Annotated in this window: 22 protein-coding genes; 12 read left to right on the forward strand and 10 right to left on the reverse strand. The window is 74.4% G+C overall.

The features are described 5' to 3' along the window. Positions 1-5: 5 nt before the first annotated feature. A complete protein-coding gene (locus tag ACFWW8_RS04340) occupies positions 6-1,412 on the reverse strand; it encodes a DUF6421 family protein (protein WP_386523416.1) in 1,407 nt (468 codons plus the stop codon). Between the two features lie 243 nt (positions 1,413-1,655). Between ACFWW8_RS04340 and ACFWW8_RS04345 the strand changes: the two genes are divergently transcribed. Next, positions 1,656-2,360, forward strand: a complete 705-nt coding sequence (locus ACFWW8_RS04345; protein WP_386523419.1) for a PadR family transcriptional regulator — start codon at positions 1,656-1,658, stop codon at positions 2,358-2,360. Between the two features lie 210 nt (positions 2,361-2,570). After that, positions 2,571-3,263 (forward strand): glycerophosphodiester phosphodiesterase, encoded by a 693-nt coding sequence (locus ACFWW8_RS04350; RefSeq protein WP_386523422.1) that lies wholly within the window; start codon positions 2,571-2,573, stop codon positions 3,261-3,263. Positions 3,264-3,284: 21 nt separating this feature from the next. Here ACFWW8_RS04350 and ACFWW8_RS04355 read toward each other — a convergent pair whose 3' ends face one another. Further along, on the reverse strand, positions 3,285-3,824 hold the full coding sequence (locus ACFWW8_RS04355; RefSeq protein ID WP_386523424.1) for a GNAT family N-acetyltransferase: 540 nt from the start codon (positions 3,822-3,824) through the stop codon (positions 3,285-3,287). Positions 3,825-3,970: 146 nt separating this feature from the next. Between ACFWW8_RS04355 and ACFWW8_RS04360 the strand changes: the two genes are divergently transcribed. The 4 genes from ACFWW8_RS04360 to ACFWW8_RS04375 all read left to right on the forward strand — a co-directional run bounded on the left by ACFWW8_RS04360 (position 3,971) and on the right by ACFWW8_RS04375 (position 7,122). Further along, entirely contained in the window at positions 3,971-4,549 is a 579-nt protein-coding gene (locus ACFWW8_RS04360; protein ID WP_386523427.1) for a DUF5134 domain-containing protein, read from the forward strand. Positions 4,550-4,630: 81 nt separating this feature from the next. Then, positions 4,631-5,569, forward strand: coding sequence for a M56 family metallopeptidase (locus tag ACFWW8_RS04365; protein ID WP_386523429.1), 939 nt, complete (start codon positions 4,631-4,633; stop codon positions 5,567-5,569). Positions 5,570-5,762: 193 nt separating this feature from the next. Next, a complete protein-coding gene (locus ACFWW8_RS04370; RefSeq protein ID WP_386523432.1) occupies positions 5,763-6,449 on the forward strand; it encodes a phosphatase PAP2 family protein in 687 nt (228 codons plus the stop codon). 40 nt (positions 6,450-6,489) lie between these two features. Further along, positions 6,490-7,122 (forward strand): TetR/AcrR family transcriptional regulator, encoded by a 633-nt coding sequence (locus tag ACFWW8_RS04375; protein ID WP_386523434.1) that lies wholly within the window; start codon positions 6,490-6,492, stop codon positions 7,120-7,122. Between the two features lie 29 nt (positions 7,123-7,151). Here the strand turns inward: ACFWW8_RS04375 and ACFWW8_RS04380 are convergent, their stop codons facing one another. Then, entirely contained in the window at positions 7,152-8,633 is a 1,482-nt protein-coding gene (locus ACFWW8_RS04380; RefSeq protein WP_386523437.1) for an LVIVD repeat-containing protein, read from the reverse strand. A gap of 78 nt (positions 8,634-8,711) precedes the next feature. Here ACFWW8_RS04380 and ACFWW8_RS04385 point away from each other — a divergent pair, with 78 nt between their 5' ends. Both ACFWW8_RS04385 and ACFWW8_RS04390 read left to right on the forward strand, forming a co-directional pair. Beyond that, positions 8,712-9,371: a DUF305 domain-containing protein gene (locus ACFWW8_RS04385; RefSeq protein ID WP_386523440.1), complete on the forward strand. Its 660-nt coding sequence runs from the start codon at positions 8,712-8,714 to the stop codon at positions 9,369-9,371. 53 nt (positions 9,372-9,424) lie between these two features. Then, a complete protein-coding gene (locus tag ACFWW8_RS04390; protein WP_386523443.1) occupies positions 9,425-10,783 on the forward strand; it encodes an FAD-dependent oxidoreductase in 1,359 nt (452 codons plus the stop codon). Positions 10,784-10,881: 98 nt separating this feature from the next. On the opposite strand, the gene ACFWW8_RS04395 is transcribed toward ACFWW8_RS04390, so the two are convergent. The 3 genes from ACFWW8_RS04395 to ACFWW8_RS04405 all read right to left on the reverse strand — a co-directional run bounded on the left by ACFWW8_RS04395 (position 10,882) and on the right by ACFWW8_RS04405 (position 13,890). Then, a complete protein-coding gene (locus tag ACFWW8_RS04395) occupies positions 10,882-11,226 on the reverse strand; it encodes an ArsR/SmtB family transcription factor (RefSeq protein ID WP_386523446.1) in 345 nt (114 codons plus the stop codon). Between the two features lie 148 nt (positions 11,227-11,374). Then, positions 11,375-12,475, reverse strand: a complete 1,101-nt coding sequence (locus tag ACFWW8_RS04400; RefSeq protein WP_386523449.1) for an NADH:flavin oxidoreductase/NADH oxidase — start codon at positions 12,473-12,475, stop codon at positions 11,375-11,377. Positions 12,476-12,555: 80 nt separating this feature from the next. Next, the gene (locus ACFWW8_RS04405) at positions 12,556-13,890 is read right to left on the reverse strand and encodes a wax ester/triacylglycerol synthase family O-acyltransferase (RefSeq protein ID WP_386523451.1); all 1,335 of its coding nucleotides are present in this window, start codon (positions 13,888-13,890) and stop codon (positions 12,556-12,558) included. 272 nt (positions 13,891-14,162) lie between these two features. On the opposite strand from ACFWW8_RS04405, the gene ACFWW8_RS04410 reads away from it, so the two are divergent. From ACFWW8_RS04410 to ACFWW8_RS04420, 3 genes are all read left to right on the forward strand, one after another. After that, positions 14,163-15,254 carry a WD40/YVTN/BNR-like repeat-containing protein gene (locus tag ACFWW8_RS04410; RefSeq protein ID WP_386523454.1) on the forward strand — a complete coding sequence of 364 codons (1,092 nt, stop codon included), beginning with the start codon at positions 14,163-14,165 and terminating at the stop codon, positions 15,252-15,254. A gap of 11 nt (positions 15,255-15,265) precedes the next feature. Then, positions 15,266-15,952: a uracil-DNA glycosylase gene (locus ACFWW8_RS04415; protein WP_386523457.1), complete on the forward strand. Its 687-nt coding sequence runs from the start codon at positions 15,266-15,268 to the stop codon at positions 15,950-15,952. Between the two features lie 96 nt (positions 15,953-16,048). Further along, a complete protein-coding gene (locus ACFWW8_RS04420; protein ID WP_386523460.1) occupies positions 16,049-16,963 on the forward strand; it encodes a sirohydrochlorin chelatase in 915 nt (304 codons plus the stop codon). A 54-nt stretch (positions 16,964-17,017) separates the two neighbouring features. On the opposite strand, the gene ACFWW8_RS04425 is transcribed toward ACFWW8_RS04420, so the two are convergent. The 3 genes from ACFWW8_RS04425 to ACFWW8_RS04435 form a co-directional block, all read right to left on the reverse strand. After that, a complete protein-coding gene (locus tag ACFWW8_RS04425; protein ID WP_386523463.1) occupies positions 17,018-18,094 on the reverse strand; it encodes a lactonase family protein in 1,077 nt (358 codons plus the stop codon). A gap of 57 nt (positions 18,095-18,151) precedes the next feature. Continuing rightward, on the reverse strand, positions 18,152-19,288 hold the full coding sequence (locus ACFWW8_RS04430) for a nitric oxide synthase oxygenase (RefSeq protein WP_386523466.1): 1,137 nt from the start codon (positions 19,286-19,288) through the stop codon (positions 18,152-18,154). A gap of 209 nt (positions 19,289-19,497) precedes the next feature. Beyond that, on the reverse strand, positions 19,498-20,088 hold the full coding sequence (locus ACFWW8_RS04435; RefSeq protein WP_386523468.1) for a GNAT family N-acetyltransferase: 591 nt from the start codon (positions 20,086-20,088) through the stop codon (positions 19,498-19,500). A gap of 106 nt (positions 20,089-20,194) precedes the next feature. Here ACFWW8_RS04435 and ACFWW8_RS04440 point away from each other — a divergent pair, with 106 nt between their 5' ends. Further along, positions 20,195-22,579, forward strand: a complete 2,385-nt coding sequence (locus ACFWW8_RS04440; protein ID WP_386523471.1) for a HelD family protein — start codon at positions 20,195-20,197, stop codon at positions 22,577-22,579. Positions 22,580-22,750: 171 nt separating this feature from the next. Here the strand turns inward: ACFWW8_RS04440 and ACFWW8_RS04445 are convergent, their stop codons facing one another. After that, positions 22,751-24,238, reverse strand: coding sequence for an FUSC family protein (locus tag ACFWW8_RS04445; RefSeq protein ID WP_386523721.1), 1,488 nt, complete (start codon positions 24,236-24,238; stop codon positions 22,751-22,753). Positions 24,239-24,495: the final 257 nt, after the last annotated feature.

Genomic DNA, 24,495 nt, shown 5'->3' on the forward strand with positions numbered 1-24,495 from the left:
GTCGCTCACGCGGCGACCCGCTCGGCCTCTTCGGCGTTGAGGGCGGTGATGCCCCGGGTCGAGGCGATCACGCCCTTGAGCTTCTTGGCGAGGGCCTCGTAGAACATGCTGAGCGGAAACTCGTCCGGAAGCACGTCGTCGACCAGCTTGCGGGGCGGCTGCGTCAGGTCGAGGGCGTCGGGCCCCTTGGCCCACTTGGAGCCCGGGTGCGGGGAGAGGTACGTCGAGACCAGGTCGTAGGCCTTGAACCAGTGGACCAGCTTCGGGCGGTCGATGCCGGCCCGGTAGAGGTCCTCGATCTCGGCGCAGAGCTGGTTGGTGACCTGCGGGGCGCGCATCCAGTCGATCTTGAGCTTGTTGTCCGTCCAGCGCACGACGTCGTGCTTGTGGAGGTACGCGAAGAGCAGTTGGCCGCCGAGGCCGTCGTAGTTCCGGTTGCGGTCGCCCGAGACGGGGAAGCGGAACATCCGGTCGAAGAGGACGGCGTACTGCACGTCGCGGCCGTGCTCGTTGCCCTCGGACTCCAGCTTCACGGCCTCCTTGAAGGCGGTGAGGTCGCAGCGCAGCTCCTCCAGGCCGTACATCCAGAACGGCTGGCGCTGCTTGATCATGAACGGGTCGAACGGCAGGTCGCCGTGGCTGTGGGTGCGGTCGTGGACCATGTCCCACAGGACGAAGGCCTTCTCGCAGCGCTCCTGGTCGCCGACCATGGCGGCGATGTCCTCGGGCAGCTCGATGCCGAGGATGTCGACGGCGGCCTCGGTGACCTTGCGGTAGCGGGCCGCCTCGCGGTCGCAGAAGATGCCGCCCCAGGTGAAGCGCTCGGGGGCCTCGCGCACGGCGATGGTCTCCGGGAAGAGCACCGCGGAGTGGGTGTCGTAGCCCGGGGTGAAGCCCTCCAGCGTGATGCCGAGGAAGAGCGGGTTGTCGTACCGGGTGCGCTCCAGCTCGGAGAGCCACTCGGGCCACACCATCTTCAGCACGACGGCCTCGAGGTTGCGGTCCGGGTTGCCGTTCTGGGTGTACATCGGGAAGACGACGAGGTGCTGGAGGCCGTCGGCGCGCTGGGCGGCCGGGTGGAAGGCCAGCAGCGAGTCGAGGAAGTCCGGCACCCGGAAGTCGTCCGCGGCCCACTTGCGCAGGTCGGCGACGAGCGCCCGGTGGTACGCGGCGGCGTGCGGGAGCAGCGGCGAGAGCGTCTCGACGGCGTTGACCGCGCGCTCGACGGCGGCCAGGACCGTGGCGCGCCCGTGGGCGCCTTCGGCCTCGAAGTCGATGGAGCCGTCCTTGCCCTGCCAGGGCCGGATCTCCTCCACGGCGGCCTTGAGCTCGGGCCACGCGGGGTGGTCGACCACCCGCGCCCCGGCGGTTATCGCGGCACCGCCGGCACCCGGCACAAGAGTTTCCGTCATGTCACTTCCTCCACAGGAGAACCTCACGTCGGCACAGGGTAGGCATGGGAGGCTCTTCTACTCAAGAGGTATCCCAGGAAAATGTCCTGCGTCACCCCCTGCATCACCGAAATTTTTCCCGTCATTCAGGGTGGAAGCAGTCACTCCGCCCCGTCCCGCCGTGCGTCGACGCCGCGCCCGATGCGTATGGTGATCATCCTGGCCGCAACCCGGGTCAGGACGACCTCGGGGGCACGTACCGACATGACCAGCAGTCACCATCCGGCGAAGGCGCACGAGTTGCCGCCGACCGCCTGGGCGGTCCTCGGTCTGCTCTCCTTCCCCGGAGAGCGGACCGGCTACGAGCTGAAGAAGTGGGCGGACTCCTCGCTCCGCTTCTTCTACTGGTCGCCCGCCGTCAGCCAGATCTACGCGGAGCTGCGCCGCCTGGAGGAACTGGGCTACGCGGCCTCCGCCCGCTCCGGACCCGGGGAGGCCCGGGCGAAGCGGCGCTACGCGATCACCGACGCCGGGCGCGGAGCCCTGGCCGGATGGGCGGCCGGCACGGCCGAAGCCGGCCCCCCGGTGCTCAAGCACGGGCTGCTGCTGCGGGTCTGGCTGGGGCACCTCGCCGAGCCGGAGCGGCTGCGGGCGCTGGTCGGCGAGCACATCGAGCGCACCCGGTGCGAGCTGGCGGCCGTACGGGCGGCGGCGGAGCACGCGGACGGCGTGCCGGAGCGGGGCTTCCCCGCCCTCGCCCTGCGCTGGAGCGAGCGGCAGCACCGGGCGGAGCTGGACCTGGCGCGGGCCCTCCTGGCGGATCTCGCCGATCCCGCGAGCCCGCCGGCCCCGGCGTCCGCGGCCGGACCGGCCGGCCGGTCCGCCCCGCCCGGAGCGGGGGCTCCGGCGGGCGCGCTGGCGTCGGCACCTGCGCGTCAAGCCGGCGGGGACGCGCCCACGGCCGGGTGACGCGGCGTCCCGGGCGCCGCTCGCGGCGGGCCGCCCGGGCCCGGCGGGAAGCGGCCACGGGGGCCCTCGCGGGTCGCTGCACGGACGGTCCCATCGCACGGCGGGCGCACTAGCATGCGGCCTCATCGCGAGCATGCGACCTCTTTACCTCGCGCGGCCGGTCGGGACACCGCCGCGCGGGGAGCCGCCGTCGACGGAAGCGAGAGAACCTTGACTTTCCTCACCATCGGTCACCGCGGGGTCATGGGTGTCGAACCGGAGAACACCCTGCGCTCCTTCCTGCACGCGGAGCGCTCCGGCATGGACGTCATCGCACTCGACGTCCGGCTCAGCAAGGACGGCGTCCTCGTCGTCCTCCACGACCCCGATGTCGACCGGACCACCGACGGCTCGGGGGCCGTGGCCGACCTGACCCTGGAGGAGCTGCGCGCGCTGGACGCCGGCCTGGGCGAGCGCGTACCGGTCCTCGACGAGGTGCTGGCGGCGGTCCGGGTCCCGCTCCAGGTCACGGTCCACGACCGGGCCGCCTCGGGGGCGCTCGCGCACCTGGTGCTCCGCCGCGACCTGACGGCGCGGGTCGAGGTGGCCTCCCGCGACGACGCGCTGCTGGCCGGGGCGGCCCGGCTGGTGCCGGGCGTGCGGACCTCCCTGCACGCGGACCCCGTCGACGGGGACACCGGGGCGCTGGTCGCCCGGGCGGTGGCCGCGGGCGCCGCGACGCTCGCCCTGGACATCCGGCTGATCAGCCTGGAGACCGTGGAGGAGGCGCACGCGGCCGGGCTGCGGGTGACGGGCCGGTCGGTCGACACCCTGGACCTGCTGCGGCTCGCCCGGGCCCTGGGGCTGGACGGTGCCGCCACGGACTTCCCGGAGATCCGCAGCACGGGCCGCTTCACCGCGTGAGGCGGCGCGCCCCCGGACGGTTCAGAGCGACTTGACCAGCAGTTCGAAGGCCAGGTCGTCGCGGAGCGGGACCCCGAAGCGCTCGTCGCCGTAGGGGAAGGGGCTCAGCTCGCCCGTGCGCCGGTAGCCGCGGCGCACGTAGTAGGCGATGAGCTCCTCCCGCACGTTCACCACCGTCATCCGCATCTCCTTGGCGCCCCACGTCTCGCGGGCGCGGTTCTCGGCCTCGGCCAGGATCTCCTTGCCGAGGCCGGCGCCCTGTAGCCCGGGGCGGACCGCGAACATCCCGAAGTAGGCGTGGTCGCCGCGGTGTTCGAGGTGGCAGCAGGCGACGATCCCGCCCTCGCGCTCGACGACGACCAGGATGCCGTCGGAGCCGTCGATGATCTGGCGGACCCCCTGGGCGTCGGTGCGCTGCCCGTCCAGGTAGTCGGCCTCCGTGGTCCAGCCGGCCCGGCTGGCGTCGCCCCGGTAGGCGGACTCGACGAGCACCACCAGCTCGTCCACGTCCGCCTCCACCGCGGTACGGAAGGTCAGGGCTGCGGGGTCGGCGGTCGACATCGGTGGCTCCGTTCTGCGCGGTGGCACATGTGGCGTGCCGCGTACGCCAAGGAGCGTAACCCGGGGCGGCGTGCGGGCCGTCCGGGGCGGGCATCTCTTCCCGTGACGCCGACGAACCGGGAGTTTCCGCCGTGCACGGTTCCGCCATGTCCCCCGCCGTCTCCTCCTGGCTGCTGGTGCTGCTGTGCGCGGCCAGCGGTGCGTACTGCCTGGTACGGGCGGGCAGAGCGGGCCGGGACGCGCGCGGCGCGACGGCGGGCGAGGCGGTGATGGGTCTCGGCATGGCGCTGATGGCCGTTCCCGCGGGGACCGGGACGTGGGGGCCGCCGCTGCTGCTGGCCGTCTTCTGCGCGGCCGCGGCGCACGCCCTGTGGCTGCTGCGGGACGGCCCCCACCACGCGCACCACCTGGTGGGCTCGCTGGCCATGGCGTACATGGCGCTGACGATGACGGGGGGCGGCCCCGGTCCGGGCCACGGGAGCGGGCACGGGAACGGCGCGGGGGTGCCGCTCGTCACCGGGGCGCTGCTCCTCTACTTCGCCGGGTACGTCCTGCTCGGCGGGGCCCGGCTGGTGACGGCGGGCGGGGACGGGGGCGCCCCGGTCCCGGGCGAAAGCAGAGGCGGGGCGGCCGCGGCGGCCGCCCCGCCGAGGTCGGCCGAGCTGGTCCGGGCCTGCCGACTCGCCATGGGCATCGGCATGTTGGCCATGCTGCTCACGATGTGACGCACGACGAAAACGTGTCGTGCGTCACCAAAGCGCCGAGGCCGTACCCGCAGGTAGGCCCGCGCTCATAGGCTGGCGGACATGATGGTCCCCGCCGCTCTCCTGCTGCTCGGCGCCCTGACCGCGGTGCTCGCCCCCCGCCTGCTGCGCCGGGCCCGGTGGCCCGAGCGCGAACCCGTGGTCGCCCTGTGGGTGTGGCAGTGCGTGGTGGCCGCGGTGCTCCTGTGCTTCGGGCTGTCGATGCTGCTGAGCGCGGCGGCCGCCTGGCAGGCGGTCCGCGGCCGGCTCTTCGCCGCCGCCCCGCACGGCGTGGTCGACGCCTACGCCCTCGGCGCCTCCGGCGGCACCTGGGCCACCGGCACCGCGCTCGCGCTGGCGGCCGGCGCGCTGTGGACCGGGGCGATGCTGGGCGGCGAGGTGCTCCGGGCGCGCACCCGGCGCCGGGCCCGGGACACCGAACTGCGCCTGCGGGCGCCGCTGTTGCCCGGCGAGGACCCGGCGGGCGCGCGGCTCGTGGTCCTGGAGGGTCCGCGGCCGGACGCCTGGTGGCTGCCCGGCACGGCCCCGCAGCTGGTGGTCACGACGGCGGCCCTGGCCCGCCTCAAGGGGAGCCAGCTGGACGCCGTACTGGCCCACGAGCAGGGCCACGCCGCGGCCCGGCACGACTGGCTGCTGCACTGCTCGCGCGCGCTGGCCCGGGGATTCCCGCAGGTGCCGGTCTTCGCCGCGTTCGAGGCGGAGATCGACCGCCTCGTCGAGCTGGCCGCCGACGACGTGGCCTCGCGGCGCTTCGGGCGGCTGACGATCGCGCTGGCCCTGGTCGGGCTCAACGAGGACCGCGGGGTGTTCGGGCCCTCCCCGGCCCCGCAGGCCCACGTCCCGCACCGGGTGCGGCGGCTGCTGTCGGCGGCGCCCCGGCTGTCGGCCGGCCGGCGGCTGCGGCTGACGGCGCTGGCCGCGCTGGTGCCGGCGATTCCGCTGCTCGTGGCGTTCGTACCGGGCCTGAGCGCGCTGGCCTAGGGCGCGTTCTATAAGTAGCGGCGGGCGCCCGAAGGCCAGGCGGGACTTCTCAAACACGCCCTGGGGGGCGCCGTCGACGTCACTCCGTACGCCCGCAGGAGTGCGGTGGACGACACCCCCCGGGGCGTCCGGGGCCGCGCCTCCCGGGCGCGCCCGGGGAGGCGCGGCGGCCGTCGGTGCGAGGATCGGGCCCATGCGGAACGACGACCTGCACATGCGGTGGACCGGCATCGGCTGCGCGCTGGCGGCGGTCGCCCTGACCGTACTGGTGGTGGCGCGGTGGGAGCCGCTGCTCTCCCTCGACGGCCGGATCGCCGGCGACCTGCACGTCCGCGCCGTCGCGGACCCGGGCACCACGCACGTGATGCGCGTGCTCTCCGACTGGGTGTGGGACCCGTGGACGATGCGGATCCTGGCCGCCGCGGCCTGCGTCACGCTGTGGTGGCGCGGTGACCGGCCGCGGGCGCTGCGGGTGGCCTTGGCCGCGGTGGCGGCGTCGGTGGTGCAGCAGGGGCTGAAGGCCCTGGTGGGACGGGAGCGGCCACAGTGGCCGGACCCGGTCGACTCGGCGCACTACTCGGCCTACCCGTCCGGCCACGCCATGACCGCGACGGTGGTGTGCGGGGTGCTGCTGTGGCTGCTCCCCGGTGCGACGCCGCGGTGGGCCGTCGCCTCCGCCTGGGCGATGGCCGTCGTCTCCGTGCTGGGGGTCGGCTTCACGCGGCTCTACCTCGGGGTCCACTGGACCTCGGACGTGCTCGCGGGCTGGCTTCTGGGCGTGGCCGTGGTGGCTCTCGCGACGTGTGCGTACGGCGGTCACGGGCGTGCCTGCTCTGGGCGATCCCCCGTGTCACCCAGAGCAGGCGACCCCGATCGCTGAGTATATTGGCTCGGAGCCAGTCAACGCAGCAGGAGCAAGCATGGTCCCGCGCAGCGCATCGGTCAATGAAGAATTGCGCAGACGTTCCAGGGAGCGGCTGCTGCAGGCCACGGTCGACCTCGTCGCCGAGCGCGGCTACGAGGCCACGAAACTCGGCGACATCGCCGACCGGGCGGGTGCGGCCCGGGGCCTGGTCTCGTACTACTTCCCGGGCAAGCGGCAGCTGCTGCAGTCGGCGGTGCACCGGCTGATGCACCTGACCCTGTACGCCGCTCTGCAGCGCGAGCCGCACCCCGATGGGGCGGACGCGGGCCGCGAGCGGCTCGCCCGTGCCATCGACGCGATCCTGGGGCTGGCGCGGGACCAGCCGCGGCTGATGCGGACGCACATGGCGGGCATCCTGCAGGCGGAGGGATTCGTCCAGTGCCAGGAGCAGCAGCGGCTCGCCGAGCTGCTGCGGGACACCGTGGTGCGGTACGGCTCGGCCGACGTGGACGCCGACTACCCGCTGCTGCGGGCGCTGCTGATGGGCGCGGTGGTGGCGGTGCTGCTGCCGGGGGCGCCGATGCCGGTGTCCCGGCTGCGGGCCGAGCTGTTCCAGCGGTACGGCCTGGACTGGGAGCTCGGCGTCCCGCCGGACGGAGGACCGCCCGGCGGAACGTTTCCCCGCTAGGGGCGACGGCGCGCGCCGTCGGCCGGCCGCTAGTGGTACTCAGGCTGCGTCTGGACGTTGAGCCGGTCCATCCGCACCCACGTGGCGCTCACGGTCCGCCAGTCGTCGAGCCTCAGCACGTCGAGGCCCTTGGTGATGTCGTTCGAGTAGATGTGACCGTTGTAGTAGTACGCCGACCAGGACCCGCCGAGCCCGAGGGCGTCCGTGGTGAGCGGGCCGCGCTCGAAGTAGCCGATCTCCTTGGGCTTGGAGGAGTCGGTGAAGTCCCAGACCGAGATGCCGCCCTGGTACCAGGCCTGGACCATGATGTCGCGGCCGCCGCCGACCGGGACCAGCGAGCCGTTGTGGGCCACGCAGTTCTCGGTGTCGGCCTGGTGGCGGGGGATCTTGAAGTAGCTGCGGAAGGCGAGCTTGCGCTGGTCCCCGCGGCCGGTGATGTCGTAGATCCCGTCGGCGCCCCGGTTGGGGCCGGTGGCCTCGTTGCAGGTGGCGCCGCCACCGCCGCCGAGCTCGTCGGTGAACACCACCTTGTTCGCGCGTTCGTTGAAGGTGGCCGAGTGCCAGAACGCGAAGTTCACGTTGTCCTGCACCCGGTCGATGACCCGCGGCTGCTCGGGCCTGCTGATGTCGAAGAGGATGCCGTCGCCCATGCAGGCGCCGGCGGCCAGGTTCCGGGACGGCAGGACGGTGATGTCGTGGCAGCCGGTGGTCTTGGAGACACCCGGGTTGGCGGGCCCGCCCGGGTTGCCGCCGTCCGGGAAGAGGATCGGGAAGGCGACGACCGCGGCCTTCGTCGGCGCCTTCTTCGGGACCTTCACCACGGAGATGCCGTCGTGCGGCGGCTTGCAGTCGGGGAAGGCCTCGTTGGGCGAGTAGGAGGCGACGTAGAGGTGGATGTCGCGGCTCCCCGGCACCAGGGTGTGGGTGTGGGAACCGCAGGCGGTCTCGACGGACTTGATGTACTTGGGATTCTTCTTGTCCTTGATGTCGAAGATCTTGATGCCCTCCCACGAGGACTTCTCCGTGGCGGGCTGCGAGACGCTGTTGCACGAGTCGTCGCTGCGCGAGGAGTCGGTGGAGAGGAAGAGCAGGTCACCGTGGACGGAGATGTCGTTCTGTCCGCCCGGGCAGAGCACCTGGGTGACCGTCTTCGGCGCCTTCGGGTTCCCGATGTCGTAGATCGTGAAGCCGTTGTAGTTGCCCGCGTACGCGTACCTGCCCTGGAACGCCAGGTCGGAATTGATCACGGTGGGGTCGGCGCTCGGGATGTTGGCCAGCGGCTTGATGTTGGCGCTGTGCACGATCTCGTCCTGGCCGGGGATCTCACCCGGGGCGAGTTCCCGGCCCTCGACGAGGCTGGAGCCCTGCTGTCCGCCGGTGCCCGGCGTCAAGTCGCCCGGGTCGGGGGTGGCGGCCGCCGGGCCGGCGGCCAGGAGCGTGGCGAGGCCGGCCGCCGCGACGACCGCTCCCAGACTCCTCTTCCGCACTCTGATGGTGTGCAACGAGGTCACTGTGCCCTCCCATGGGAGTCCGATCGGTTCCGCGCCGGGTGGGCGCGGAACCAGGACCCCGGCAGTATCTTCCTTTCCATGGACATGGCAAAAGGGTTACTCGGCCTATTCTCCGGAGCGGTTGTGGCCGCCGCCCTCCTGCCGGCGCTCGCCGGCTGCCGGGCGGACGCACCGCAGGACCGGGCCGACGACGGCCGGGCCGTGATCGTCGCGCCGGGCAGGCCGGGAGAGAAGGCGCGCACCCTCACCCCCGAACAGGCCGCGCGGGAGAAGCCCGACGACAGCGCGAACGCCGCCGACCGCGCCTACGTGCGGAACATGGTCGAGCACCACCGGCAGGCCCTGACGATGAGCGCCCTGGCGCCGGCGCGGGCCGCGGCGGACGGCGTCAAACGCCTGGCGGAACGGATCACGGCGGCGCAGCAGCCCGAGATCGGGGCGATGGAGAGGTGGTCGGCCCTCCACCCCGCGCCGCAGTCGGATGCCGGCGCGCACCCGCACGACCACGGCACTATGCCGGGCATGGCGACGGAGCAGCAGCTGGCGGACCTGGCCGCGGCCTCGGGGAGCGACTTCGACAGGCTCTTCCTGAGGCTGATGACCGCCCATCACGAGGGCGCGGTGAAGATGGCCGGCGAGGCACTGGCCGGCGGCAACAACGTGGCCGTCGAGGAGATGGCCAACGAGGTCGTGGCCACGCAGAGCGCCGAGATCCACCGGATGCGCGCCATGGGCTGACGGCCGCGGGACCCGGTGTCATGCTGGGGACCACCCGCGTGAGGAGCTCCGCCGTGCTTCACATCGCCGTCGTCGGATCGGGCCCCAGCGGGGTCTACGCCGCGCAGACCCTGGTCCAGCAGCGCGAGGTGCCCGGCGTCCGGGTCGACGTCCTGGACCGGCTGCCGGCCCCGTACGGACTGGTGCGCTACGGGGTCGCCCCCGACCACGAGAAGATCAAATCGCTGCAGGGCAGCCTGCGCGCCGTGCTGGAGGACGAGCGGATCCGCTTCCTCGGGAACGTCGAGGTCGGCGGGGAGGCACTGTCGGCCGGACGGCTGCTGGAGCTGTACCACGCGGTGGTGTACTGCGTGGGGGCGGCGCGGGACCGGCTTCTCGACGTCCCCGGCGAGGAGCTGGCGGGGGTGCACTCCGCGACGGACTTCGTGGCCTGGTACAGCGGGCACCCCGACGCCGCCGCGGCCGCCTTCGACCTGGCCGGGGTGACGTCGGCGGTGGTCGTCGGCGCGGGCAACGTCGCGGTGGACGTGACCCGGATCCTGGCCCGGAGCGCGGCCGAACTGGTCCCGACGGACATGCCCCAGCCGGCGCTCGGCGCGCTCGCGGACAGCGGGGTCCGCGCGGTGGCGATGGTCGCCCGGCGCGGGCCCTCGCAGGCGAAGTTCACCACCAAGGAGCTGCGGGAGCTGGGCACGCTGCCGGAGGTGGACGCCCGCGTGGATCCCGCCGAGCTGGCCCTGGACCCCGCGTACGCCGACCCGGGCGCGGCCGCCGCGCTGCCCGCGGTGGCACGGCGGAACCTGGAGGCGCTGCGCGGCTGGGCGGAGGCCGTCCCCGGCGGCGCGCCGCGTGCGGTCACGCTGCGGTTCTACCTGCGCCCGTCCCGGGTGCTGGGCGGCCCGGACGGCCGGGTCACGGGGGTGCGCTTCGAGCGGACCGCCCCGGACGGGCGCGGCGGGGTGACGGGGACGGGCGCGTACGAGGACGTCCCGGCGCAGCTGGTGCTGCGCTCGGTGGGGTACCGGGGCGTCCCCCTGGCCGGCCTGCCGTTCGATCCGGCGACGGGGACGGTCCCGCACGCGGCGGGCCGGGTGCTGCGCGCGGGCCGGGCCTCGGTGGGCGAGTACGTGGCGGGGTGGATCAAGCGCGGCCCGACCGGGGTGATCGGCACCAACCGCCCCTGCGCGAAGGAGACGGCGTCCTCGCTGCTCCAGGACGCGGGGCGGCTGGCCCGGCGCGAGCTGCCCGGCGACCCGGTGGACGCGATGCGCGCGGCGGGCCTGCGTCCGGTGCGGTGGCCGGGGTGGCTGGCGATCGAGGCGGCCGAAACCGAGCTCGGGACCTCGCTGGGCCGCCGCTCGGTGAAGATCCCGGACTGGGACGGGCTGCTGGGCGCGGCCGACCGGACGTAGCGCGGCTGCGGCAGGCCGGGCCGCGGCGGCACGGGCGGGGGCCGGCGGAAGCGGCGGGCTCCGCGCGGGACGGCCGGGCGGGCCGGGGGCCCGGGCCGCTACCTCAGGCGGGCCTCCTCGGCGGCCGCCGCCGTGAGGACGGAGTCGAGGAGGCCCGGAAAGAGGGCCTCCAGCTCCTCGCGGCGCAGGGCGTTGAGCTTGGTGGTGCCGCGGTAGGTCTGGCGGACGACGCCGCTCTCCCGCAGCACGCGGAAGTGGTGCGTGGTGGTCGACTTGGTGACCGGCAGGTCGAAGTGCGAGCAGGCCAGGTCGGCGGCGGAGACGGCGAGGTCCCGGGTGATGGAGAGACGGACCGGGTCGGACAGCGCGTGGAGCACGCCCTCCAGCCGGATCTCTGCGGCCTCCGGATGGGCGAGGGCGCGGGCCGTGTCGTGTTCCGTCATGTCCCTGCTCCACTCGCTCGACTCGCTGGGCGTGCTCGGCTCGCTCGATTCGCCCGCCCGGGGCCCTTCGCGCCCGGCACCATCGTACGAGAGCCGTCGTAGGACCGGTGGGGCGCGGCGCGGACGGGGGCGTCCGCACCGCGTCCGTTCACCAGGAGCGGTGGTACGGCTCCGGGGTGCGGAGCTCCGCGCCGAGCTCGGCGGCTGCGCGGCGGGCCCAGTAGGGGTCGCGCAGCAGTTCGCGGCCGAGCAGCACCGCGTCCGCCTCGCCGTTGGCGAGGATCTTCTCGGCCTGTTCCGGTTCGGTGATGAGGCCGACGGCGGCCACCGGGAGCGAGGTCTCGGCCTTGACCCGGGCCGCGAACGGCACCTGGTAGCCGGGGCCGACCGGGATCGTCACGCCGGGGGCGAGCCCGCCGGTGGAGACGTCGAGGAGGTCCACCCCGTGGTCTTGGAGCAGGGCGGCCAGCCGGACCGTCTCGTCGGCGGTCCAGCCGCCCTCCTCCAGCCAGTCGGTGGCGGAGACCCGGAAGAACAGCGGGAGTTCCGCGGGCCACACCGCCCGTACGGCGTCGACGACCTCGAGGGCGAAGCGGGTGCGGTTCTCGAAGGAGCCGCCGTACGCGTCGGTGCGCCGGTTGCTGTGCGGGGAGAGGAACTCCCCGATCAGGTAACCGTGGGCTCCGTGCACTTCCACGACCTCGTAGCCGGCGGCCAGCGCCCGTTCGGCGGCGGCCGCGAACTGCGCGGTGATCGCGCGGATCTGATCGATGGTCAGTTCGTCCGGCACCGGGTGGCCGTCGTCGAACGGGACCGCGCTGGGCGCGACCGGCTGCCAGCCGTGGGCCTCGGGGCCGACGGGGGCGCCGCCCTTCCAGGTCCGGTCGGTCGAGGCCTTCCGGCCGGCGTGGGCGAGCTGGATCGCGGGGACCGCGCCCTGCGACTTCACGAACGCGGTGATCCGGCGGAGCGCCTCGACCTGGGCGTCGTTCCAGATGCCGAGGTCGTAGGGGGAGATCCGGCCTTCCGGGGAGACGGCGGTGGCCTCCTGCACGATGAGACCGGCGCCTCCGACGGCGCGGGCCGCGTAGTGCGCGAAGTGCCAGTCGCCGGCCACACCCGCGTCCGGCCCGGAGGGCTCGGCGCTGTACTGGCACATCGCCGCCATCCACACGCGGTTGGGGACGGTGACCGACCGCAGGGTGTAGGGCGCGAACAGGGCGGCGAAGGCGGTGGGGGCAGCACTCATCAGGACTCTCCAGACGTCACCGGGCGCGCCGGGGATCGGCGGCTAAGTACGAGACTCACCGTACTACGAATTCCCTCGTACTACGAGACTTCTCGTACAAGCGCGTCCAGCTCCGCGCGCAGCGCCCCGGCCAGCTCCGCCAGATCGGGTACGGCGGCCGCGTCGGCGACCAGACCGTAGTGGACCGTCCCCTTGTACGTGGAGACCGCGACGGCCAGGGACTGGCCGCGCGCCAGCGGGGCGAGCGGGTAGACCTCGCGGACCCGGCTCCCGCCGAGCGAGAAGGTCAGCCCGGGCAGCGGAACGCTGGTCACCAGGATGTCGAAGAGCAGCCGGGCGGCCTGGGCCACGAGCGGGCCGCCGAGGCGGTGGCCGAGCGGGTGGACGTGGTCGGCGAGCAGGGCGACCGCCCCGGCGCCGCGGGCGGGACCGGCGTCCTTGTTGCGGTCCATGGCGGCCCGTACCCGGTCCAGGCGCAGCAGCGGGTCCCGCTCGGCGAGGGGCAGCCGCAGCAGGTAGCCGGAGAGCCGGTTCCCGCCGCCGGCCCCGGCCCTGCCGCGGCGGGAGACGGGGATCAGCGCGCGCGGGCCCGGTCCGCGGGGCGCGGGGTCGCCGCGCTCCTCCAGCCAGCGTCGCAGCGCGCCCGCGACCATCGTGATGAGCACGTCGTTGACGGTGCCGCCGGCGGCCTTGCGCACGAGGTTGACCTCGTCCAGGTCGAGGGCGAGGCCGGCGACCGCGCGGGCCCCGGGTCCGTCCGGGTCGGCGACGAGCGCCCCGGGCACGCCGAGCGGGAGCCCGGCGCGGGCGACGGCGGCGCCGATCTCCAGGGCCTGGCCGACGTCCTGGACCCGGGCGGCCAGGACCCCGGGCAGCCTGCGCAGGGCGGATCCGGCGTCCCGCTGGGAGGGGAGCGGCCGGGCGGGCGCCGGCCGGGCGGGGGCCCGCGGGGCCGGGCCCCCGTCGAAGAGCGAGGCCGCCAGCGCGAGCGCGCCGAGGCCGTCGGCGAGCGCGTGGTGGAACTTGAACAGCACCGCGAAGGCATCCGGGCCGGGCCCGGCGAGCACGTGCGCCTCCCAGGGCGGCAGGTGCCGGTCGAGGGGCCGGGCCATGAGCGGGCCCGCGGCCTCGTGCGGGGTCGCCTCCCCGGTCCGTACGAGGAACACGTGCCGCGCCGCGTCGAAGTCCGGGTCCGGCGACCAGGCGGCCGCTCCGACCGGCAGCAGCACGTCGCGGATCCGGCGGCGCAGACCGGGCACTGCGGCGCAGCGGGCGGCGAGCAGGCCGGCGGCGCGCTCGGCGGCTCCGGGTCCGGCGGCCTCGAAGACGATCAGGGCGCCGAGGTGCATGGGGTGGGCGGCGGATTCGATCCGCCAGAAGGCGAGGTCGAGCGGCGACAGGTGCTCGGTGGCCACGTAGGTCCTCTCACATGCGGCGGCAGTGGCCTGAAGTCAATCCATTGTGAACACCTCTATGCAAGCAGCAGTCATTCCTGTCGGGTAAATGATCGGGTAAATGATCTGCACCGATCAGCCCCGTGGTTCCGGTGGCGCCCGCCGGGCCACTGTCAGTGGGCGGGTGCAGACTGGCCGGAAAGACCCGCACGGACCGCCGCAGCGCACGCGGTCCGGGCGGTCAGCCCGCAGGAAGACCCCGCCAGGGACAACGACCTCCGGAGGTGCCGGCCATGGCCGACGTACTACTGCTCGTGGGAACCCGCAAAGGACTCTTCATCGGCCGTCGGCAGGGCGGCGGCGCGTGGGAGTTCGACGGCCCCCATTTCAACGCCCAGGCCGTCTACGCGGTCGCCGTCGACCGGCGGGGGCCCGCGCCGCGGCTGCTGGCCGGCGCGGACAGCCTGCACTGGGGACCGTCCGTCTTCAGCTCCGACGACCTCGGGGCGACCTGGCACGAGCCGGCCGCGGCGGCCGTGAAGTTCCCCAAGGACACCGGCGCCTCCCTGGAGCGGGTCTGGCAGTTGCACCCCGCGGGCCCCGAGGCCCCCGACGTGGTCTACGCGGGGACCGAGCCGGCCGCGCTGTTCCGCTCCACGGACCGCGGCGACTCCTTCGAGCTGGTCCGGCCGCTGTGGGAGCACCCGAGCCGGTCGAAGTGGGAGCCCGGGGGCGGCGGCGAGGGACTGCACACGGTGATCACCGACCCGCGCGACCCGGACGCGCTGACGGTGGCCGTCTCCACGGCCGGGGTGTTCCGCAGCGCGGACGGCGGGGCCAGCTGGTCGCCGTCGAACGACGGGGTCTCCGCGGTCTTCCTGCCCGATCCGAACCCCGAGTTCGGCCAGTGCGTGCACAAGATCGCCCAGGACGCCGCGGACACCGACCGGCTGTACCTGCAGAACCACTGGGGCGTCTACCGCAGCGACGACGCGGGGGCCCGGTGGACGGACATCGGCGGCGGTCTCCCCTCCGACTTCGGCTTCGCCGTCGCCGCGCACCCGCACCGGCCGGACACCGCCTACCTCTTCCCGCTGAACGCCGACTCCGACCGGGTGCCGGCCGGGCGGCGGTGCCGGGTCTTCCGCACCCGGGACGCAGGCGCCACCTGGGAGCCGCTCTCCAGGGGCCTGCCCGACGGGGACCACTACGGCACCGTGCTCCGCGACGCGCTGTGCACGGACGACGCCGACCCGGCGGGCGTCTACTTCGGCAACCGCAACGGCGAGCTGTACGCGAGCCACGACGACGGCGACAGCTGGCAACTGCTGGCCGGGCACCTGCCCGACGTCCTGTGTGTGCGGGCGGCCACGTTGGGCCAGTAGAGTGATCGACCGTGGCAGCACGACCGTTGAACGAGATCGTCGAGCAGGGCTGGGCCCGTGCTCTGGAGCCGGTGGCGGAGCAGATCGCCGCCATGGGCGACTTCCTGCGCGCCGAGATCGCGGCGGGTAGGAGCTACCTGCCGGCCGGACCCCATGTGCTGCGGGCCTTCCAGCAGCCGTTCGACGAGGTCAAGGTGCTGATCGTCGGCCAGGACCCGTACCCCACCCCGGGGCATGCCGTGGGCCTGTCCTTCTCGGTCGCACCCGAGGTGCGGCCGGTGCCGCCGAGCCTGGACAACATCTTCCTGGAACTCCACCGGGACCTCGGCACCGGCCGCCCCGCCAGCGGCGACCTCACCCCGTGGACCCGGCAGGGCGTCCTGCTGCTCAACCGCGCGCTGACGACGGCGCCGCGCCGCCCCAACGCCCACCAGGACAAGGGCTGGGAGGCCGTCACCGACCAGGCTATCCGCGCGCTCGCCGCGCGCGGCAAGCCACTGGTGTCCATCCTGTGGGGCCGCGCGGCGCGCAACCTGCGGCCGTTGCTCGGCGAACTGCCGGTGGTGGAGTCCTCGCACCCCTCCCCCAGGTCGGCCGACTACGGCTTCTTCGGTTCCAGGCCGTTCAGCAGGACGAACGACCTGCTCACGGGCCTGGGTTCACAGCCTGTGGACTGGCGCTTGCCGTCCGTCAGTTGATCGTATCTGACATTCACCGGATAAATACGGACAGATGCCACCCGAGAAGGCCCTGCCCGAACACCCGGTTCCGATAAGCCAGTAGCATGCGGCGCCATGAGCTCCCCCACTGGGCCCGCAAATGGCCTGCCCGTACGAATGCCGCGACCCCGCCAGACCGGACGGCACCGCCGGCCCGAGCCCGCGGCGGCGCCCGAGGGCGCGCCTGCGCTGGTGCTCGCCGTGCCCGGTGCTCCTTCGGCCTCCACCCGGAGCCTCGCGGAAGAGATCATCAGCATCGGCCGCTCCGAGCTGCCGGGCCTCGACGCCCGGATCGGCTTCATCGAGGGTGACGACGCCTCCGAGTTCCCGTCGCTGTCCGGCGCGCTGGACGCGGTCGCGTCCGAGCGCGCGGCGCGCGCGGAGTTCGCCCGCGCCGCCGGCCACGAGGTGCCCGCGCCGACCGGCCCGGACGCCGTGGTCGTACCGCTGCTGGCCGGCCCCGACGGCGATCTGCTGCGCCGGATCCGCCAGGCCCTGATGGAGTCCTCGGCCGCGACCGAGCTGGCCGACGTGCTCGGCCCGCACCCGCTGCTCGCCGAGGGTCTGCACGTGCGCCTGTCCGAGGCGGGCCTGGCCCGCGCCGACCGCGCCCGGCTCTTCACCGTGACCACCGCCGCCGACGGCATCGTGCTGGCCACCACCGGTGGCGAGGAGGCCGTGCAGGCCGCCGGGATCACCGGCATGCTGCTCGCCGCCCGTCTCGCCGTGCCGGTCAAGGCCGCCGCGCTCGACGAGGAGGGATCGGTGGCCGCGGTCGCCGAGCAGCTGCGCCGCGAAGGGTCGACGCAGCTGGCCCTGGCCCCGTACCTGATCGGCCCGGAGGCGGCCGAGGGCCTGCTGGACACCGCCTGCAAGGAGGCGGACTGCGCCGCCGCCGAGGTGCTCGGCTCCTACCCGGCGCTGGGCAAGCTGGCCGTCGCGCAGTACTCCGCGGCCCTCGGGATCACACAGGGCGCCGCCGCCCGCTGACCCGCACCCCGAAAGGGCCCGTACCCGCGCCGGGTACGGGCCCTTCGGCGTGCGTCAGGCGAAGACCACGCAGGTGGCCGCGGGGACGGGCACCGAGCCGGCCCGGACCGGCCGGCCGGTCTGCGGATCCACGTCGAACCAGGTGACGTCCCCCGAGCGCTCGTTGGCCGCGTACAGCCGGCGCCCCGAGGCGTCCGCCACGAGGTCGCGGGGCCAGCTGCCGCCGCAGTCGACCGTGCTCGTGAGCTGCGGCTTCTCGGCCCCTCCGGCGAGCGAGAAGGTGGCGATCGCGTCGGTGCCCCGGACGGCGGTCCAGAGGAAGCGCCCGTCGGACGGGACGGCGACCGCCGAGGGGTAGGGCCGTACGACGCCCGCAGCGGCCCCGGAGACGACCGGGACCTCCGCCACCGGGTCGAGCCGCCCGGACGCCGCGTCCCAGCGGCAGACGGTCAGCTGCGGCTCCAGCTCGTGCAGCACGTAGGCCACCGCCCCGCCCGGGTGGAACGCGAGGTGGCGCGGCCCGGTGCCGGCCCGGAGCGCGGTCTCGGCGTGCACCCGCAGCGCGCCGGTGGCCGGGTCGAGCGCGCAGACCCGCACCGAGTCGGTTCCCAGGTCCACGCTGAGCACCCAGCGGCCCGTCGGGTCGGGCAGCACCTGATGGGCGTGGGGGCGCTCCTGACGGCCGGCGTCGGGCCCGGAGCCCCGGTGCGCGAGGACCGAGGCGGGCCCGCCCGGAGCCCCGTCGGCGGCGAGCGGCAGGCTGCTGACGCTCCCGGAGGTGTAGTTCGCGGTGAAGAGCCGCCGCCCGGCCGTGCTGAGGTGCGTGGGGCCGGAGCCGCCGACGTGGACGGCCGGGCCGAGCGGCTCCAGGCCCCCGGCGGTGGACCGGAAGGCGGCCACCGCGCCCCGTTCCCCCTCGCTCACCGCGTAGAGCACGCCGGTGTCCCGCGCGTAGGCGAGGTACGAGGGGTCTTCGACCGACCCGACGGCCGAGAGCACGGTGAGCGCGCCGGTGTGCGGGTCCACGGACGCGGTGGTGACCCCGTGCCCGCCCCCCGAGGTGAACGAGCCGATGTGGGCCCGGCGTCCGCCGCCGGGGTCCGTACCGTCCACGATGTCGCCGCTGTCCACGGGGTTCGCCCTCTCCGTCGCTCTCGGATCCGTTCGGAGCCGACGGTAACAGAAGGTCTAGACCAAATCCCGTCCGTGGGCCCGTTCCTGGGCGCCGGGGTGGTGGACGTACGCCGTGCTGCTCGGCCGGTCCTCGTACGTGCGGTGGAAGACCGGGGTGGCCGAGCCGGAGATCGGCGGCACGATCCAGGACCAGTCCGCGCCCACGTCACGGCCCTTGCGCTCCTCGCGCTCCAGGTGGGTCAGGAACCGGCGGGACTCGGTGTGGTGGTCGGCGATGGTCACGCCGGCCCGGTCGAATGAGTCCAGGACCGCGCGGTTCAGCTCGACCAGGGCGCGGTCCTTCCAGAGCGAGCGGTCGCTGGAGGTGTCCAGGCCCAGCCGGCGGGCGACGGCGGGCAGGAGGTTGTAGCGGTCGGTGTCGGCGAGGTTGCGGGCGCCGATCTCGGTACCCATGTACCAGCCGTTGAACGGGGCCGCCGGGTAGTGGATGCCGCCGATCTCCAGGCACATGTTGGATATGGCGGGCACGGCGTGCCAGCGCAGCCCCCAGAACTCCCAGCCGGCGTCCTCGGGGTGCCGGATCGGGACCTCGAGGACGGCGTCCGCGGGGGTGTCGAACCAGCGGGGCTTGTCGTTCACCCCCTGGACGACCAGCGGGAGCAGGTCGAAGGGGGTGCCGGGGCCCCCGGCCCAGCCGAGCCGGAGCAGGGCCTCGGTGAGCGGGGCGTTGCGGGCGTCACCGACGGTCACGGAGGGGTGGTCGCCGTAGCCGGCGTAGCGGATCAGCTGCTCGCTCCAGATCAGCGGGCCGGGGCGGTCCGGGGCGTCCGGCGCGAAGACCGTGACCGTGGGCCGGACGCGGCCGCCGTTGGTCGCCTCCCGCAGGTGCGCGAAGCACTCGTCGGCGATGTCGTCCGCGGCGACGAGGTCCCGGCGGTCGCGGACCCGCAGGGAGTTCCAGTAGAGCCTGCCTATGCAGCGGTTGCTGTTGCGCCAGGCCACGCGCGCGCCGTGGACGAGTTCCTCCGGGGTGTGCCGGTAGGTTCCGGTATCGGCCAGCTCCTCCCGCACGGCGACGAGCCGGGCCCGCGGACCGCCGGCCTCCGGGTGCTCCCGGTGGAAGAGCCGGATGAACTCCTCGGCCGCCTCCCACACCTGAGCGGTGGTGAAACGCTGTGGAGGTGTTTCCATGACGGGCGATTCCCCCTGTCGACCGGATCCACCCTGGCGTGCGGGATGAATGGGCGATGAACCCTCGCCCGTTGTACAGGTCGCAGGTCAGCGCCGTGCCGCAAGCGCGTGCGGAACACACGTCCGAGTGGTCCTCGGCCGACGGCCTGCGGGAGGACGGGGCGGGGCGTACCATCCGCCTCAGTCCGGCAGTTGGCCGTGCGCGGCGCTCAGCGGCAGGGCCGGCTCATGTAGAGCGCCTGCTCGCCGGCGGCGGGCGTACCCCCGTACAGGCTCGTGTCCAGGCCGCAGAGGGAGAAACCCATGCGCCGATAGGCGTGCACGGCCGGGGCGTTGACGGTGCTGACCTCCAGCCACAGGTGCCCGGCGCCCCGTTCGCGGGCGAAGTCCGCCGCGCACTCCATGAGCCCGCGGCCGACGCCCCGCCCCCGGTCGTCCGGCGCCACCTCGATGTCTTCGACCGTCAGCCGCCGGTTCCAGGCCGAGTAGCCGACCGCGACGAAACCGCAGACCCGGCCGCCGTCGAGGGCGACGTAGGTCCGCGCGTCCCCCCCGCTGTCCGTCCCGACGGCGCCGAGCGCCTGCTCGTCGTGCTCCTCGGGCGGGAACACCTTGCGCACCGGCGGGTCGACGGGCACCTCGCGGAGGGCGAAGCCGGTGTCGGTCACGGCCACCTCGAAGACGGTGGCGGTGCTGAAGGAGCTGTCCAGGGCCTCGATGGCGCCGGCGTCCTCGGGGCGGGCGGGCCGGTAGACGATGCCGTCGGCGGAGCCGGGCGCGGAGCCGGATGCGGTGGTCATGGGAACCACGGTACGCAAAAAACCCCCCGGTCGAATTGGCTGGGCCAATTGACTGCCGAGGGATCGATGAGCGTATATTTGTCAGTTCACGACTTCGTTTAACAGAATGCGTGAATCACCTTACGAGGAACACCGTATCGCGGCAGGAGTGCAATTGTCAACCGAGGAATTCCGGAATGAGCAGCAATTCGTCACCGGTCTCTATCGACGCCTCGACGACCTGCGTGACCAGGCCGAACGCGCGGTCGACGGCGCATTGCGCGAGGTCGGCACCGGGTTCCAGGCCCGTCTGGAACGGGACGTCATCGTCGCCGAACAGTCGGGGCTGCTTTCCGCTCTGAACGCCGGGGAGAACGGCCTCTGTTTCGGCCGTCTGGAGTTCTCCGACGGCCGCGACCCCCACATCGGCCGGATCGGAATCCGTGCGGACGACGCGGACCGCACCCCGCTGGTCCTCGACTGGCGCGCCGAGGTGGCGCGTCCGTTCTACCTGGCCACCGGCCACACCCCCATGGGGCTGCGGCGGCGCCGCCACATCAGCACCCGGGGGCGGGAGGTCACCGCCCTGCACGACGAGATCCTGGACCTCTCCGACGCGGAGCGCACCGGCCACGAGGGCGCCGACGCGGACGCCGTGCTGCTCGCCGCGCTCGACGCCGCCCGGACGGGCCGCATGCACGACATCGTGCGCACCATCCAGGCCGAGCAGGACCGGGTGATCCGCTCCACCCACCGCGGGGTGCTGGTCGTCGAGGGCGGCCCCGGCACCGGGAAGACCGCCGTCGCACTGCACCGCGCCGCCTACCTGCTGTACGCCCACCGCGAGCTGCTGGCCAAACGCGGGGTGCTGATCGTCGGCCCCGGCCCCGCGTTCCTCGGATACATCGGCGGGGTCCTCCCGGCGCTCGGCGAGACGGGCGTGCTGCTCGCCACGCCGGGCGAGCTGTTCCCCGGCGTCCGCGCCACCGGAACCGACCGCCCCGGGGCCGCCGAGGTCAAGGGCCGGGCCGCGATGGCAGAGGTGCTGGCCCTGGTGGTGGCCGACCGGCAGTGCCTGCCGGAGACCCTGCCGGCGGACAGCGGCGAGGAGTACGACACGGTTCCCGAGCCCGCCCTGGAGATCGACCACGACGACTACGGGGTCCTGCTGCTGGACCGCACGATCGCCCACGCGGCCCGGGACCACGCCCGCGCCACCGGACTCCCGCACAACCGGGCGCGGCCGGCGTTCGCCTTCCGGGTCGTCGACGCCCTCACGGCGCAGCTCGTGGACCGGCTGGGCGCCGACCCGTACGGCGGCCCGAACCTGCTCGGCCCGGACGACGTGGCCCAGATCGGCAAGGAGATCGCCATGAGCCCCGCCGTGCACGCCGCGGTCGACGCGCTGTGGCCCTCCCTCACCCCCGAGCGGCTGGTCCGCGACTTCCTGGCCGCCCCCACCCACCTGTCCGCGCACGAGGCGGCCCTGATCCGGCGCGAGGACACCGGCGCCGCCCCGGACTGGACGCCGGCCGACGTGCCGCTGCTGGACGAGGCCGCCGAGCTCCTCGGGGAGGACGACGGCGCCCTGCGGGCCGCCGAGGAGCGGGAGCGGCGCAAGCGCGTCGCGTACGCCCAGGGGGTGCTGGACCTCTCGCAGGGCTCGGACTCGTACGAGTTCGAGGACGAGGAGAACGAGTTCCTCGCGGCGCACGACATCATCGACGCCGAGCGGATGGCCGAGCGGTACGAGGAGGCCGACCACCGGAGCACCGCGGAGCGCGCCGCGGCGGACCGGACCTGGGCCTTCGGCCACGTCGTCGTGGACGAGGCGCAGGAGCTGTCGGAGATGGCGTGGCGGCTGCTGATGCGCCGCTGTCCGACCCGGTCGATGACCTTGGTCGGCGACCCGGCGCAGACGGCGGAGGAGGCGGGCTGCGGCGCGTGGGAGCGGGCCCTCGGCCCGTACGTGGGCGACCGCTGGGAACTGGTCCGGCTGGACGTCAACTATCGCACGCCCGCCGAGGTCATGGAGGTGGCCGCGGCGGTGCTGCGGGAGCGCGACCCGTCGTTCGAGCCGCCGCGCTCGGTACGGTCGACCGGCGTGCGGCCCTGGGCCCGCGCCGCCGGCGGCGACCTGGCGGGGGCCGTCGCGCAGGCCGTGGAGCGGGAGCTGCGGGAGCGGGGCGGGCCGGAGCGGGATGGGCCGGAGCGGGGGCGGCTCGCGGTCATCGCTCCGCGCGCGCTGCACGCCGCTCTGGCCGCCGTCCTGCCCGGTGTCCGGGCGGGCGCCGAGCCGGACCTGACGCGGGAGGTGGTCCTGCTCGACCCCCGGCAGGCGAAGGGGCTGGAGTTCGACACGGTGGTCGTGGTGGAGCCGACCGAGCTGCGGCCGAGCGACCTGTACGTGGCGCTGACCCGCGCGACGCAGTCCCTCGGCGTGGTGCACACGGCGGGCCGGCTCCCCGCGGGGCTGGCCGGGGCGCCGCCGGAGCTGCTGCGGCGCTGCTGAGGGCGGTGCGCCCGGCCAGGGCTGCCGTACGCGTCCGCGAGCGCTCGGGGCCGCACCGGGCGAGCCGGTGCGGCCCCGCAGAGCGGTGCGGCCCGGCGGGAACCCATACGGCCGACCGCAGCCGGAGCGGGTCGGCGGGAACCGGTGCGGCCCGACCGCAGCCGGTGCGGGTCAGGCGCGGACCAGCGGGCTCCGGGGGTCGCTGCGCAGGGGCGCCGCCAGCTCGGCGAGGGCCCGCTCCAAGCCGTGCAGGTGGACCAGGGCGGCCGGTTCGGTGGCGGCCGGGTGGACCGGGGTGGGTCGCTCCAGTTCCAGTTCGCCCGCGGTGAGCGCCTCGACGGCGGCCTCGACGCGCCAGCAGGCGGCCGCGAGCCGGGCGTCGTGGGAGGCCGCCGGGTCCGCGGCAACGGCCGCCAGGCCGCGCACCTCGCGCGCGCACTCGTCCAGCAGGGCGATGACCTGGCGCGCCCGCGCCTTGCGGGCCCGCAACGGGCTGAGCGGGTGCACCAGCGGGCCGAGGGCCATCCGGACCCGTGCGAGCAGCAGCTCCAGTTCGGCGGCGTGCGGGGTGGGGTCGGCCCCGGCGGTGCCGGCAAGGCGGGCGGCGGCTTCGCCGGTGGCCGCGTGCACGCAGCGCAGGGCGCGCTGGATCCAGGCGTGGTTGGTGGCGTGCGTGGTGACGGGCAGCACCAGGACCACGGCGAGGGCGGCTCCGACGGCGCCGATGGCGGTCTCCTGGAAGCGCAGGAGCAGCAGGCCGGGATGCAGGACCCCGAGGAGCCCGTAGAGCAGTCCGGCCATGACGGTGACGAAGAACATCATCCAGGAGTACGAAGGAGCCGCCGTGTAGAAGATCCCGAAGACGCACACGGCGACCAGCGCGGCGGTGGGCGCGGGCGCCCCGTGCAGCGGTACGGCGATCAGCAACCCGGCCGCGATGCCGGCGACGGTGCCGACGACGCGGCGGAAGCCGCGGACGAGGGTCTCGCCCCGGGAGGTGGTGTTCACGAAGATCCACCAGGCGGTGCCGACGGCCCAGTACCAGCGGTCCTCGGAGAGCGCCTGGCCGATGCCGAGGGCGAAGGAGCAGGCCAGCGTGGCCTGGACGGCCTGCCGCGTGGTGGGCCGGGCGATCCCGGAGCCCGGCAGCCCGGGCGGGGCGGCGGCGGGAGGGGTGCGGCGCTCGATGGGCCACAGCACGAAGCGCACGGCGGCGGACGCAAGCAGGGCCAGCCCGACGGCGGCGTACAGCTCGGGGAGCTGGCCGGGTACGGCGTGCAGGAACTGCGTCACGAAGAACATCATGAAGCCGAAGATCCCGAGGGCGTGCCCGCGCGGGCCGAAGCGGCGGGCGTAGACCCCGGCGAACACGACGGCGAGGAACGCGCCGTCCCGGGCGAGCGGCACCCCGTGCAGGGTGGTGGCCAGCGCCAGCACGGGGAACCCGGCGACCGGCAGCAGGGCGGTGGTGATCCGCTGGGCGCGGACGGTCGGGTCGAGCACGGTGAAGAGGGCGAGCAGGGCCGCCAGTCCTCCGGTGACGCAGGCGGTCAGGGAGAGCCCGGCGGCCTCGGCCGCCCCGACGGCGAGTGCGACGCCGACGACGGCGCGGGACGAGTTCCTCAGCCTCAGGCGCCCCGGATCCGGAGCCACGAACATCCTCTTCACGGCGGTGTGCCGCCCCCCTTGCAATGGCGCACGCCGGGCGCGGTCCGCCCGGGGTGGTGGGCGGCGTACGGGCACGGCGAAGGCGCCGCGCTCCGAACCGGCTTCGTTGCCGTCCGGCGCTGCGCGGCGCCGTAAGTACATGGATACGCCACAGATAACCACCTGGAGGGGCAATGGCTCAAACGGACTCCACCGCGCTGGACCATTGGCACAGCTGGAAGCCGTGATCCCCGGCCACGAACGGGCCA

It is taken from the genome of Streptomyces sp. NPDC058701, from assembly GCF_042715295.1.
GTDB lineage: Bacteria > Actinomycetota > Actinomycetes > Streptomycetales > Streptomycetaceae > Streptomyces.

Coding starts and splice junctions, on each gene's coding strand:
- ACFWW8_RS04340 (WP_386523416.1), bottom strand. CDS start 1,412: ATGACGGAAACTCTTGTGCCGGGTGCCGGCGGTGCCGCGATAACCGCC.
- ACFWW8_RS04345 (WP_386523419.1), top strand. CDS start 1,656: ATGACCAGCAGTCACCATCCGGCGAAGGCGCACGAGTTGCCGCCGACC.
- ACFWW8_RS04355 (WP_386523424.1), bottom strand. CDS start 3,824: ATGTCGACCGCCGACCCCGCAGCCCTGACCTTCCGTACCGCGGTGGAG.
- ACFWW8_RS04360 (WP_386523427.1), top strand. CDS start 3,971: ATGTCCCCCGCCGTCTCCTCCTGGCTGCTGGTGCTGCTGTGCGCGGCC.
- ACFWW8_RS04365 (WP_386523429.1), top strand. CDS start 4,631: ATGATGGTCCCCGCCGCTCTCCTGCTGCTCGGCGCCCTGACCGCGGTG.
- ACFWW8_RS04370 (WP_386523432.1), top strand. CDS start 5,763: ATGCGGAACGACGACCTGCACATGCGGTGGACCGGCATCGGCTGCGCG.
- ACFWW8_RS04375 (WP_386523434.1), top strand. CDS start 6,490: ATGGTCCCGCGCAGCGCATCGGTCAATGAAGAATTGCGCAGACGTTCC.
- ACFWW8_RS04385 (WP_386523440.1), top strand. CDS start 8,712: ATGGACATGGCAAAAGGGTTACTCGGCCTATTCTCCGGAGCGGTTGTG.
- ACFWW8_RS04395 (WP_386523446.1), bottom strand. CDS start 11,226: ATGACGGAACACGACACGGCCCGCGCCCTCGCCCATCCGGAGGCCGCA.
- ACFWW8_RS04400 (WP_386523449.1), bottom strand. CDS start 12,475: ATGAGTGCTGCCCCCACCGCCTTCGCCGCCCTGTTCGCGCCCTACACC.
- ACFWW8_RS04410 (WP_386523454.1), top strand. CDS start 14,163: ATGGCCGACGTACTACTGCTCGTGGGAACCCGCAAAGGACTCTTCATC.
- ACFWW8_RS04420 (WP_386523460.1), top strand. CDS start 16,049: ATGAGCTCCCCCACTGGGCCCGCAAATGGCCTGCCCGTACGAATGCCG.
- ACFWW8_RS04430 (WP_386523466.1), bottom strand. CDS start 19,288: ATGGAAACACCTCCACAGCGTTTCACCACCGCTCAGGTGTGGGAGGCG.
- ACFWW8_RS04435 (WP_386523468.1), bottom strand. CDS start 20,088: ATGACCACCGCATCCGGCTCCGCGCCCGGCTCCGCCGACGGCATCGTC.
- ACFWW8_RS04440 (WP_386523471.1), top strand. CDS start 20,195: ATGCGTGAATCACCTTACGAGGAACACCGTATCGCGGCAGGAGTGCAA.
- ACFWW8_RS04445 (WP_386523721.1), bottom strand. CDS start 24,238: ATGTTCGTGGCTCCGGATCCGGGGCGCCTGAGGCTGAGGAACTCGTCC.